This window comes from Flavobacterium sp. 316, from assembly GCF_000967805.1.
Lineage (GTDB): Bacteria > Bacteroidota > Bacteroidia > Flavobacteriales > Flavobacteriaceae > Flavobacterium > Flavobacterium sediminilitoris.
On record NZ_JYGZ01000003.1, the window covers coordinates 2,389 to 15,604 of the forward strand.

The window sequence follows — 13,216 nt, forward strand, 5'->3', positions numbered from 1 at the left end:
TACTACTCCATATTAAAGGTTACTTAAAGGTTAGGATAAAGGGAGGATAGTGTATAGAAACAGTATGGAAGAGTAATTGTATTAGTTATTTTAGGACGAGTCGACAAAACATTAATTCTTCAAATAGAACTAGTAAATAGAAATATCATTCACAAAAAGTGATTTTCTAAATATATTTTAAAAACATCCAAAATGACCTTTTCTTTAGATAGTTAAGGTCATTTTCATTTGAATATGCTTCTCTTTCAAACGAAATATTCCTATAAGCCAAATTCCAATTTTTATATTGCAAAAAACGCAGAAAAAATTCAACACCATACCATATAAAAAAAAGAACTACTAACATTTCCACTTGCTGCCTAATATGTATTCTTTCATGATGTATTAACACTTCATTTGTCTTATCTTTTTTATGAGATAATATAACAAAAGGAAAAATAGTCATCCCTCTAAAATTCTTAGGGATTAAATATTTCGAAACAAATAATATCATTAATCTATAATTTAAAAACGTCTTTAACTTATTATTTTACCAAAGTAAAGAAGTAAACTTGAATAAAAATATTTATTTTTGAAGAATCTAAAAAAGAATTAGATATAGATTTATCTTTATGGACAATAAATTAGATCCTAACAATCTAAAAGAAGGCGAAGATTTTTATTATACGCCAGAAGGTTACAAATGCTTCACCTCTACTTATCATCTAAAAAGAGGTTATTGTTGCAAAAGCGGTTGTCGTCACTGTCCTTATGGCTATGACAAAAAAACGGGAACAATAAAAAAATAAAAAATGGACATTCGACTATTCCAATATAAAATAAAAATATACAAATCGTATCATAGGTCAGATATTCGGTATCCTTAGTTTTTCAAGGACATGTCCTACATTTCACTTCGATTGAGCCGTATGCTTCATCTTTTATTTTACACATTTAAGATATCCTTCCAGCTCTCACGAAAATCAAAATACAAACATAAGAATACCAAATAAAAAACAAAAGATGACCTTTAAAGAACAAATACAAGAAGGAATACCTTCTACTCTACCAAATCCGAAACCGTTTGACCCAGCAATTAATCATGCTCCAAAGCGAAAAGAAATTCTTTCAGAAGAAGAAAAAAAATTAGCTTTAAAAAATGCGTTACGTTACTTTGAACCCGAACATCATAAAACTCTAATTTCTGAATTTAAAGAAGAATTAGATACATATGGTCGCATTTACATGTATCGTCTACGCCCTGATTATGAAATGAAAGCAAGACCTATTTCAGAATATCCAGGAAATAGTGAGCAAGCAAAAGCAATTATGCTAATGATTCAAAATAATCTAGATTATGCAGTTGCACAACATCCGCATGAATTAATTACTTATGGAGGAAACGGAGCTGTATTTCAAAATTGGGCACAATATAGGTTAACCATGAAATACCTTTCAGAAATGACAGATGAGCAAACATTAACCATGTACTCAGGTCATCCAATGGGTTTATTTCCATCACATAAAGAAGCTCCAAGAGTTGTCGTAACTAATGGAATGGTAATTCCTAATTATTCCAAACCAGATGATTGGGAAAAAATGAACGCACTTGGTGTATCTCAATACGGACAAATGACTGCTGGAAGTTACATGTATATTGGTCCACAAGGAATTGTACATGGAACAACCATAACTGTATTAAACGGATTTAGAAAAATTAAAAAATCACCTAAAGGAAGTCTATTCGTTACTTCTGGATTAGGAGGAATGTCTGGAGCTCAACCAAAAGCAGGAAATATTGCAGGTTGTGTTACCGTTTGTGCAGAAGTAAATCCAAAAATCACAAAAATCAGACATGAACAAGGTTGGATTAATGAAATCGTAGAAGATATAACACTCCTAGTCGCTAGAGTTAAAAAAGCATTAGAAAACAAAGAAGCTGTTTCAATTGCTTATTTAGGAAACATTGTTGATGTATGGGAAAGATTTGACCAAGAATCCTTACATATAGATTTAGGATCTGATCAAACTTCATTACACAATCCTTGGGCTGGCGGTTATTATCCAATAGGATTTACATTTGAGCAATCAAATGAAATGATGGCTAACAATCCTGAAAAATTCAAAGAAGAAGTACAAAAAACATTAAGACGCCATGCAGAAGCAATAAACAAACACACTGCAAACGGAACTTATTTCTTTGACTATGGAAATGCTTTTTTACTTGAAGCATCTCGTGCAGGAGCAGATATTATGGCAGAAAACGGTATTGACTTTAAATATCCAAGTTATGTACAAGATATTATGGGACCAATGTGTTTTGATTATGGTTTTGGACCATTCCGTTGGGTTTGTGCATCAGGAAAACCAGAAGACTTAGCTAAAACAGATAAAATAGCCTGTGATGTATTGGAAGAAATGATGAAAAACTCTCCAGAAGAAATCCAACAACAAATGGCAGATAATATTCAATGGATTAAAGGAGCACAAGAAAATAAATTAGTTGTAGGATCGCAAGCTAGAATTTTATATGCTGATGCAGAAGGAAGAATTAAAATAGCTGAAGCATTCAACAAAGCTATTGAAAAAGGAGAAATTGGACACGTTATCTTAGGTCGTGATCATCATGATGTATCTGGAACTGATTCACCATATAGAGAAACATCAAACATATACGATGGTTCTCGTTTTACTGCTGATATGGCAATTCACAATGTTATTGGAGACAGTTTCAGAGGAGCTACATGGGTTTCCATTCACAATGGTGGAGGTGTTGGTTGGGGAGAAGTTATCAATGGTGGTTTCGGCATGGTTCTTGATGGTAGTAAAGAAGCATCAAAACGTTTAGAATCGATGCTTTTTTGGGATGTAAACAACGGAATATCAAGAAGAAGTTGGGCAAGAAATGAAGGCGCTATTTTTGCAATTAAAAGAGCTATGGAAACGCAACCTTTATTAAAAGTTACCATCCCTAATATAGTTGATGAAACATTATTTTAGTTTAATAAGTTAAAAATTGGCTTATTAAATAATTTTTAAACTTTAAACCATAAAAAATACACTATGAAAACAATTAATTTAATTCCTGTTTTGCTACTCTTTGTATTAGCATCTTGTAGTTCGGTTAGAGTAAATGCAGATTATGATAAAAAAGCAAATTTTAATACCTACAAAACTTATGCTTATTTAAAAAGTAGCATTGACAAAGCTGAAATATCAGATTTGGATAAGAAAAGAATTCTTCGATCAATAGATGAGGAAATGAACGCAAAAGGTTTTTCTAAAAGTGAAAATCCAGATATGCTATTAAGTATATTTACAAAAGAAAGAGAACGTGTTGATGTTTACAACAATGTTGGTTTTGGATGGGGATGGAATCCATATTGGGGTATGAATTATTCTTCAGTTTCAAGAACTCCAGAAGGAACACTGTTTATTGATATTGTTGATGCAAAATCTAAAGAAATGGTTTGGCAAGGAGAAGGTTCTGGCTATTTAACAAAAGATACTCGAAAAAAAGATGAAAGAATTCATCAATTTGTATCTAAAATACTAGCTCAATATCCACCTGTTTCAAAATAATTTTCAATTTTATTAAAAAACATATCTATATATAAAAAAAATTATTAGATTTGTTCCCTGTTAAGCATTTTATGAAAAACACAATTGTCATTATTATCTCTATTATTATTCCAAAATTTGGATAGGAGATAGTATGCAATAAATATACACCAAAGCCTCCTATTTTTTAGGAGGCTTTTTTTATTTAAAAAAATGAACCATATAGCAACAGTTATTATTATTATCGTAATTATCGTCATTCGTAACACCCTACGAGTCAGGATTATATTACCTATAACTAATAAGTAAATTATAAAAAGCCTTTCTCGTAAAACAGTAAGGCTTTTTTTTATCTCATAACCTAAAAAAACACTAAATGATTTATAAAAAACGAGTCAGCCATTCTAAAAAAGACTAACCAAATAATTAATAACACACTGTTAAACATCATAATACAAAAAAGTTAAAACACTTAAAAAGAACAACTTAACAATGTTATTACTCTTTTAAATATTGTATAAAACGTACAAACTAGTCATTAATAAAAAACACATCAATATAAATTTACATTAATAAAAATACAACAATGAATTCAAATACAAACCCATATTACAACGAAAACACCATTTTATATTATAATGGAAAATTTAAAAATGCATCAAAAGTATCAACTGACTTATATGGTCAAACTTTACATTATGGATATGGCGTTTTTGAAGGAATTCGTGCCTATAAAACATCGTCAGGAACAAAAATATTTAAAGCAAGAGAACATTATGAAAGACTAAAAAAATCATGTGAGTTAATTCAAATTCCTTTTCCTTATGACATAGAAGAACTAACTCAAAAAACATACGAATTATTAGCATTAAATCATTTTAGTGATGCATATATAAGACCAATTATCTATTGCGACCCAAACATGAGTTTAACAAAACCAAATGGAGTTAACATTATGATTTGCGCATGGGAATGGGGCGCTTACTTAGGAGATAATTTATTAAATATTTTCATCTCATCATATTGTAGACCGCATCCAAAATCTATAAAAATAGAAGCAAAAGTATGTGGTCATTACATTAACTCAATCTTAGCAACCTCAGAAGCTAAAAACAATGGATATGATGAAGCCTTATTATTAGATTCTGATGGATTCATTGCAGAAGGACCAGGAGCAAATCTATTCTTTGAAAAAGACGGAGAATTATACACTCCTCAATTAGGAAATATTTTACCTGGAATTACAAGAGCAACAATCATTGAATTATGTCAAGATTTAGGCATAAAATTAAATCAAGGATTATACAAACCCCATACGCTAAAAAATGCAGATGCTGCTTTCTATTGCGGAACTGCTGCGGAAGTTGTAGGAATCAAATCAATTAATAAACAAAATTTTCCACTAGAATGGAAAGATAGTTTAGGGAAAAAATTACAAACTGCATATAAAAATTTAGTACTAAAAAATGAATTAAGTACTCAAACCAATTAAAACATGGAGCTAAATAAACATAGTAAAACAGTTACACAAGATCCTACTCAACCTGCTGCTCAAGCTATGCTATATGGCATTGGTTTAACCGATAAACAATTAACACAACCTTTCATTGGAATTGCTTCAATGGGTTATGATGGTAACACTTGCAATATGCATTTAAATCATTTAGCAACTTATATAAAAGCGGAAATTAACTCCTCTGAAATGGTTGGATTAATATTTAACACTATTGGTATAAGTGATGGAATTACAAACGGAACAGACGGTATGCGATACTCACTTGTAAGTAGAGAAATAATAGCCGATAGTATAGAAAGCGTAGTAGACGGCCATTACTACGATGCTGTAATTGCAATTCCCGGTTGCGATAAGAATATGCCAGGTTCCATAATAGCAATGGGAAGATTAAATCGCCCTTCTATAATGGTATATGGAGGTACAATTGCACCAGGAAAATACCAAGGAAAAGATCTAAATATCGTATCAGCATTTGAAGCATTAGGAGAAAAAATAGCAGGAAAAATTTCTGAAGAAGATTTTAAAGGAATTATAAAAAATTCTTGCCCAGGAGCTGGAGCTTGTGGTGGAATGTACACTGCAAACACTATGGCAATTGCTATTGAAGCTCTTGGCATGAGTCTCCCCTATTCTAGTTCTAATCCTGCAATTTCTCATGAAAAAATCGAAGAATGTAAACAAGTTGCATCCTACATTAAACTATTATTAGAAAAGAATATCTGCCCAAAAGACATAATGACATTTAAAGCTTTTGAAAATGCAATAACCACACTAATTGCACTTGGAGGAAGCACTAATGCTGTTTTACACATAATCGCAATGGCAAAAAGTGTTGGAATAACCATAACCCAAGATGATTTTCAACGAATCAGTAATAAAACACCATTAATTGCAGATTTTAAACCTGGAGGCAATTACTTAATGCAAAATCTCCACGAAAAAGGAGGTGTACCAATGGTTTTGAAATATTTACTAGCTAAAAAAATGTTACATGGAGATTGCTTAACTGTTACTGGAAAAACAGTTGCCGAAAATTTAAAAAACATTATCGACATTGATTTTGAGGATCAAAATATCATTAAGCCAATTGAAAATCCAATAAAAAAAACAGGACACCTTCAAATCTTATATGGTAATCTCGCAAAAAATGGTTCTGTTGCTAAAATCACAGGAAAAGAAGGTGAAAAATTTTCTGGTCCTGCCAAGGTTTTTAATGGTGAAAAGGAACTAATCAAAGGCATTGAAGATAAAATAATTAAAGCAGGTGATGTCATTGTTATTCGATATGTTGGTCCAAAAGGAGGCCCAGGAATGCCTGAAATGCTAAAACCAACTTCTGCAATAATTGGCGCAGGTTTAGGAAAAAGTGTAGCATTAATTACCGATGGTAGATTTAGCGGTGGTACTCATGGATTTGTCGTTGGACACATTTCACCTGAAGCTTATGACGGAGGCACAATAGCATTGGTCAAAGATGGAGATCATATAGAGATTAACGCTATTAATAACACTATTCACTTAGCTGTTACAGATGAAGAACTTAAGAAAAGAAGAGAACAATTTAAGCAGCCAAAACCTAAAGTAACAAAAGGCGTATTATATAAATATCAAAAATTAGTAACCGATGCTTCAAAAGGCTGTATTACTGACGAATTTTAAAAAACAAAATCATGGAAACATTAGACAAAGAGTTAAAAGAAAATACAACAATAAAAACACATAATATTAGTGGTAGTTTAGCTGTAATTGATGCATTATTGTCTGAAAACGTCTCAACAATTTTTGGATATCCAGGTGGTGCTATTATGCCCATTTATGATGCACTCTATGATTTTAAAGAAAATTTAAATCACGTTTTAGTACGTCATGAACAAGGTGCTATTCATGCTGCACAAGGATTTGCCAGAGCAAGCGGAAAAACAGGAGTTGTTTTTGCAACGAGTGGTCCTGGTGCAACAAACCTTGTAACAGGTCTTGCTGATGCACAAATTGACTCTACTCCTTTAGTTTGTATAACCGGACAAGTATTTGCTCACTTATTAGGAACTGATGCCTTTCAAGAAACAGATATTATCAATATCACTACACCTATAACAAAATGGAACTATCAAGTTACAGATGCAAATGAAATTCCTGAAGTTTTAGCTAAAGCTTTTTACATTGCTAAATCTGGAAGACCCGGACCTGTTTTAATCGATATAACCAAAAATGCTCAGTTACAACTTTTCAATTATACAGGATATAAATCATGTAGTCATATAAGAAGCTATCGTCCTGAACCAATTATAAGAAATGAATACATTGAACAAGCAGCTAAAATAATAAACCAAGCTAAAAAACCAATGGTTGTTTTTGGTCAAGGTGTAATTTTAGGAAATGCCGAAAAAGAATTACTTGCTTTCATTGAAAAAGCAGGATTACCTAGTGCTTGGACAATCATGGGAATGAGTGCTATCCCTACAAATCATCCATTAGGAGTTGGTATGGTAGGAATGCATGGAAATTATGCGCCTAATTATTTAACTAACGAATGTGATGTTCTTATTGCTATTGGAATGCGATTCGATGATCGAGTTACAGGCCGATTAGACTTATATGCTAAGCAAGCTAAAATTATTCATTTGGATATAGATCCTGCCGAAATTGATAAAAATGTACAAACTACGGTTGCTATATGGGGAAATTGTAAAAAAACATTACCGCTTTTAACTCAATTAATTAATGTTAATACTCATTATGAATGGTTTAAAGAATTTGAAGAAAAGAAAGAAAAAGAGATAAACCAACTAATGAATAAAGAATTGGCTCCAGAAGCAGGCAAATTAACCATGGGAGAAGTTTTAAATGTTTTAAACGAGTTAACTAATGGTAAAGCTGTAATTGTAACAGATGTAGGACAACATCAAATGATTACTTGTCGATATGCAAAACAAACGCAATCACGAAGCAATATTACAAGTGGAGGTTTAGGAACTATGGGATTTGCACTTCCGGCAGCAATTGGAGCAAAATATGGTGCTCCAGAAAGAGAAATTGTAGCAATTATGGGCGATGGCGGTGCGCAAATGAACATTCAAGAACTAGGAACAATTATGCAATTTAAAGCCAATGTTAAAATTGTAATTCTAAACAATAATTTCTTAGGAATGGTAAGACAATGGCAAGAATTATTTCATGAAAAACGATACTCTTTTACAGATATTCAAAGTCCAAATTTTGTTGCTGTTGCCAATGCTTATGGCATTAAAGGAAAACAGATTTCAGAACGAGAATCATTAAAAACTAGCTTAAAAGAAATGTTAAACCATCCTGAATCATATCTACTTGAAATTGCAGTAATACATGAAGATAATGTTTTTCCAATGGTTCCTCAAGGAAAAGGAGTAGCAGAAATAGTAATGACCAAAGAAGAAATATAGTAACAGGAAAATAAACTATTTAATCATGAAAAAAGAATATACATTAACCATATATACTGAAAACCATATAGGTCTTATCACTAAGATTTCCATATTATTTGCTAGAAGAAAAATAAATATTGAAAGCTTAAACACTTCACCTAGTGAAATAAAAAACATTTATCGCTTCACATTAGTCATTCTAGAAACAGAAGAAAAAATAAAAAACCTAGCTCGACAATTAGAAAAATTAATTGATGTTCTTAAAGTATATTATAACACAAATGAAGAGATTATTTGGCAACAAATGGCTCTATACAAAGTACCTACTTCTATAACTATGAAAGAAGTAAAAGTAGAACGTCTTTTAAGAGAATATGGAGCTCGAGCAATTGTAATTAGAGAAGATTATACTGTATTTGAAACAACCGGTCAGCAAGAAGAAATTGAAAAATTACTTAAAAAACTAAAAGAATATCAACTAATTGAATTTGTAAGAAGTTCAAGAATTGCCATTATCAAAGCAAGTGAAGGTATTCATAAAAAAGTTTTAGACATTGAAAAAAATGACCCTTCAAAACTACTTAGTAGAATTGATTTTACACATCGTGAAAAAATAACTTTCGAATTATAAAAGATAGCACATCTAAAATAAAAAATAAAAATGACAAATTATTTCAACTCGCTTCCACATCGTTTAAAAGTTCAAGAATTAGGAAAATGCGATTTTATGAACAGTACAGAATTTTCTAATGGAATTTCAAAGCTTCAAAATAAAAAAATAGTAATTATTGGATGTGGTGCACAAGGATTAGCACAAGGCCAAAACATGCGAGATAGCGGACTTCAAGTTGCTTATGCACTAAGACAAGAAGCTATTGACAACAAAAGAGCATCCTTTATTAATGCTACTGAAAATGGTTTTGAAGTAGGTACATTTGAAGATATGATTCCTACTGCTGATTTGGTTTCAAATTTAGCACCCGATAAACAACATACACAAGTAATCAATAAAGTAGTTCCATTAATGAAAAAAGGAGCTTGTCTATCTTATTCTCATGGCTTCAACATTGTAGAAGAAGGAATACAAATTCGTGAAGACATCACTGTAATCATGATTGCACCAAAATCTCCCGCATCAGAAGTACGTGCAGAATATTTACGAGGATTTGGAGTACCTACATTAATTGCTGTACACTCTGATAATAATCCAAATGATGACGGTTTAGAACTTGCAAAAGCATATTGCGTAGCTACAGGAGGACATAAAGCAGGTGTTTTACTTTCTTCATTTGTAGCAGAAGTAAAATCAGATTTAATGGGAGAACAAACCATCCTTTGTGGATTATTACAAACTGGATCTATTTTATCTTTCAATAAAATGATTGAAAAAGGAATCGAACCAAGTTATGCCTCAAAACTAGTACAATATGGTTGGGAAACCATTACAGAAGCGTTAAAAATAGGAGGAATTACAAATATGATGGATCGTTTGTCAAATCCTGCAAAAATTGAAGCTTTTAAACTAGCTGAAGAATTAAAAGAAATCATGACTCCTTTATTCAACAAGCACATGGATGATATTTTATCGGGGGAATTTTCGAAAACCATGATGAAAGATTGGGCTGAAGGCGATAAAAATCTACTAACATGGAGAGAAGCAACCGGACAAACTGATTTTGAAAAAACAACAGCAAGCGATGTAAAAATTAGCGAACAAGAATATTTTGACAAAACAACATTAATGGTTGCATTTGTAAAAGCAGGTGTAGAACTAGCCTATGAAACTATGACACTTTCTGGTATTAAAAACGAATCGGCTTATTATGAATCTTTACATGAAGTTCCATTAATTGCAAATACTATTGCTCGTAAAAAATTATATGAAATGAATCGTGTAATATCAGACACCGCAGAATATGGTTGCTATTTATTTGATCATGCTTGCAAGCCTCTTTTATCCAACTTTATGAAAAAAATAGACACAAATCTTATTGGAAAAAACTTCAATGATACAGCAAATCAAAATGTAGACAATTTCGAGCTTGTAAAAATTAATGCCAATATTAGAAATCATTCTATTGAAATTTGTGGAGCTCAACTCCGTGAAGCCATGACTGAAATGAAAAAAATTGTGCTTAATTAATTTACAGAAAATGAAATTATTACAAGAAATAATAATAGCTAAAACACAATTTAATGGAGTAGTATTCCCTACTCCATTAAAACCTAACAGAAATTTATCTGATGCTTTTGAAGCTAATATACTTTTAAAACGAGAGGATTTACAAGTAGTTCGTTCATATAAAATAAGAGGAGCATATAATAAAATAAGCTCCTTAAACGAACAAGAAAAAAAACAAGGAATAGTTTGCGCAAGCGCAGGTAATCATGCACAAGGAGTTGCCTATTCCTGTAACCTTTTACAAATAAAAGGTAAAATATTTATGCCCAAAACAACTCCAAAACAAAAGATTAAACAAGTACAACTTTTCGGTAAAGAATATGTTGAAATTGAACTTTTTGGAGACACTTTTGACGATGCTAATGAAACAGCTATTAAAGAAGCCTTCACACTTAAAAAAACATTCATTCATCCTTTCGATGATTTAAAAGTAATTGCAGGTCAAGGCACTGTTGGTCTTGAAATATTAGACGATTATAAAGAACATATTGATTATATTTTTATTCCCATAGGAGGAGGTGGATTAGCTTCCGGACTTTCAACTGTTTTTAAAGAATTAAGTCCTACTACAAAAATTATAGGTGTAGAACCAGCAGGAGCTCCATCTATGAAAACTTCAATTGAAAAAGGAATAAACACACGCTTAAAATCTATAGATAAATTTGTAGATGGTGCTGCTGTAAAACAAGTAGGTCAAAACAACTTTACCATTTGTCAAAAAAATCTTGACGATATTATTTTAGTTCCTGAAGGAAAAGTTTGCTCCACTATATTACAATTATATAATGAAGAAGCTATGGTTGTGGAACCTGCTGGAGCATTAACTATTGCTGCACTTGATTTTTACAAAGACAAAATAAAAGGTAAAAATGTAGTTTGCATTGTTAGCGGCAGTAATAATGACATAGAACGTACTGCTGAAATAAAAGAACGTTCCCTTTTATACGAAGGTCTAAAACACTATTTTATGATTCAGTTTCCACAACGACCTGGAGCTTTAAAAGAATTTGTAAATTATATTTTAGGCGATGATGATGATATCACTTATTTTCAATTCAAACAAAAAAACAGCAGAGAATCAGGACCTGTAATTGTAGGTTTAGAACTAAAAAATAAAACAGATATTTCACCCATTCAAATTAAAATGAAAGAAAAAGGATTTAACTTTCATTATCTTAATGAAAAAGAAGATTTATTTGCACAATTAATAGATTAAAAAGCGAAAGAAGCCATTTGAAACAAGAATATTAATCATTTAGTAATATTAAAACTCCTACATAATTTGTAAATTTGCGTCCGTTTTCCTTTAACGATAAAATCAAATGACAATAATTAAAAAAATTATAATTGGAGTTTTTATATTAATAACCAATTTAGGCTTCTCCCAATGTTTTGAAATTGAAAGCATACTTGTAGATGCCTGTGATTCAGGAAGCAATGAAGGATTCAATGAAATGGTTCGAATAAAAACAGGAGATAATCTACTAAGTACAAATAATTTAGATATTGACTGGCCTTCTAACTCATGGAAAGGTATTATACAAAACGCTACAACAGCTTCTAAAGTTGCCCAATTAAACACAGACATTGCTGCTGCGGGTGGATGTGGACAAATACTTGAACCAAATGGTGGTGTAATTCCGCCTAATTCTACTGTAATTATTGTTACTAGTTTTAATTTGAATACTATTTTGAATTCATTTGGAGCTTTAACAACTGATATTTACATGATATTCCAAAATAATACAAATACTACTTCTGGTCATTTTGCAAACTACAATACAAATCCAGGAACAAGAAGTTTGAGCATCGATTTTGGTGGTGGTTGCAGTGATACTGTAACTTATCAACGAGCAAACTTAACTAACATATATGGTACGTATGGAGGTACTACAGCCGAAAACAATGGAGCTACTGTAAATTTTACACCATCAGGAACTCCTAGCTATGTTAACAATGGTTGTACAGCACCTATTCCTCCTTTTACTGTTGATGCTGGAAATGCAACGCTTACTGTGTGTCCAGGAGAAACCATTAATTTATCAGGAAATGCTCAAGGACACGAAAGTGTATTATGGACAGCTTCATCTGGTGTTTTTTCAAGTCCAAATACACTACCTACAAATTATACTGTTCCAAATACTGCTGTTACAGGAAGCACAATTACAGTAACCTTAACAGCTACAAATACATGTGGAGCATCTATTTCCGATGATATTACATTAACTGTTAGTGGTAGTACACTAACCTTAAACTCAGCAAACAACAATCAAACTATATGTTCAGGAGATAATATTGCYTCTATTGAATATACTTTTGGTGGTGGCGCAACAAGCGTAGATGTTACAGGATTACCTGCTGGAGTGACTGCTACAACAACGGGAAACACTGTTACCATTAGCGGAAATCCTACAACCAATTTTAATTATACCATAAGTACTGTTGGTGGTTGTGGAACAGCAACACTAAATGGAAATATCATTGTAAATTCAAATGCAACATTAACATTACTATCTGATAACAATGACCAAACCGTTTGTGTAGGTAATACTATCGATCCTATTGAATATACTTTTG

9 protein-coding genes and 1 pseudogene are annotated in these 13,216 nt (G+C 31.7%); all 10 read left to right on the plus strand.

Annotation, left to right across the window (positions count from 1 at the left end):
* Positions 1-611 precede the first annotated feature (611 nt).
* The gene (locus tag SY27_RS18805) at positions 612-788 is read left to right on the plus strand and encodes a DUF5522 domain-containing protein (protein WP_161794128.1); all 177 of its coding nucleotides are present in this window, start codon (positions 612-614) and stop codon (positions 786-788) included.
* A 214-nt stretch (positions 789-1,002) separates the two neighbouring features.
* The gene (locus SY27_RS06275) at positions 1,003-2,979 is read left to right on the plus strand and encodes a urocanate hydratase (protein ID WP_045968353.1); all 1,977 of its coding nucleotides are present in this window, start codon (positions 1,003-1,005) and stop codon (positions 2,977-2,979) included.
* Between the two features lie 63 nt (positions 2,980-3,042).
* Positions 3,043-3,561, plus strand: a complete 519-nt coding sequence (locus tag SY27_RS06280) for a DUF4136 domain-containing protein (RefSeq protein WP_045968355.1) — start codon at positions 3,043-3,045, stop codon at positions 3,559-3,561.
* A 565-nt stretch (positions 3,562-4,126) separates the two neighbouring features.
* Positions 4,127-5,032, plus strand: coding sequence for a branched-chain amino acid transaminase (locus SY27_RS06285; protein ID WP_045968357.1), 906 nt, complete (start codon positions 4,127-4,129; stop codon positions 5,030-5,032).
* A gap of 3 nt (positions 5,033-5,035) precedes the next feature.
* Positions 5,036-6,715, plus strand: a complete 1,680-nt coding sequence (gene ilvD, locus SY27_RS06290; protein ID WP_045968359.1) for a dihydroxy-acid dehydratase — start codon at positions 5,036-5,038, stop codon at positions 6,713-6,715.
* An 11-nt stretch (positions 6,716-6,726) separates the two neighbouring features.
* Positions 6,727-8,475 (plus strand): biosynthetic-type acetolactate synthase large subunit, encoded by a 1,749-nt coding sequence (gene ilvB / locus SY27_RS06295; protein ID WP_045968361.1) that lies wholly within the window; start codon positions 6,727-6,729, stop codon positions 8,473-8,475.
* A 25-nt stretch (positions 8,476-8,500) separates the two neighbouring features.
* Positions 8,501-9,088, plus strand: a complete 588-nt coding sequence (gene ilvN, locus SY27_RS06300; RefSeq protein WP_200894139.1) for an acetolactate synthase small subunit — start codon at positions 8,501-8,503, stop codon at positions 9,086-9,088.
* 30 nt (positions 9,089-9,118) lie between these two features.
* A complete protein-coding gene (gene ilvC / locus SY27_RS06305; RefSeq protein WP_045968365.1) occupies positions 9,119-10,600 on the plus strand; it encodes a ketol-acid reductoisomerase in 1,482 nt (493 codons plus the stop codon).
* A gap of 10 nt (positions 10,601-10,610) precedes the next feature.
* Positions 10,611-11,855 (plus strand): threonine ammonia-lyase IlvA, encoded by a 1,245-nt coding sequence (ilvA, locus tag SY27_RS06310; RefSeq protein ID WP_045968368.1) that lies wholly within the window; start codon positions 10,611-10,613, stop codon positions 11,853-11,855.
* Positions 11,856-11,961: 106 nt separating this feature from the next.
* A pseudogene (locus SY27_RS18810) lies at positions 11,962-13,216 on the plus strand (hypothetical protein); the annotation flags it as partial.

Bases quoted from the DNA above. Each gene is read 5' to 3' on its own strand.
- SY27_RS06275 (WP_045968353.1), top strand. From the start codon at position 1,003: ATGACCTTTAAAGAACAAATACAAGAAGGAATACCTTCTACTCTACCA.
- SY27_RS06285 (WP_045968357.1), top strand. From the start codon at position 4,127: ATGAATTCAAATACAAACCCATATTACAACGAAAACACCATTTTATAT.
- ilvD (WP_045968359.1), top strand. From the start codon at position 5,036: ATGGAGCTAAATAAACATAGTAAAACAGTTACACAAGATCCTACTCAA.
- ilvN (WP_200894139.1), top strand. From the start codon at position 8,501: ATGAAAAAAGAATATACATTAACCATATATACTGAAAACCATATAGGT.
- SY27_RS18805 (WP_161794128.1), top strand. From the start codon at position 612: ATGGACAATAAATTAGATCCTAACAATCTAAAAGAAGGCGAAGATTTT.
- SY27_RS06280 (WP_045968355.1), top strand. From the start codon at position 3,043: ATGAAAACAATTAATTTAATTCCTGTTTTGCTACTCTTTGTATTAGCA.
- ilvA (WP_045968368.1), top strand. From the start codon at position 10,611: ATGAAATTATTACAAGAAATAATAATAGCTAAAACACAATTTAATGGA.
- ilvC (WP_045968365.1), top strand. From the start codon at position 9,119: ATGACAAATTATTTCAACTCGCTTCCACATCGTTTAAAAGTTCAAGAA.
- ilvB (WP_045968361.1), top strand. From the start codon at position 6,727: ATGGAAACATTAGACAAAGAGTTAAAAGAAAATACAACAATAAAAACA.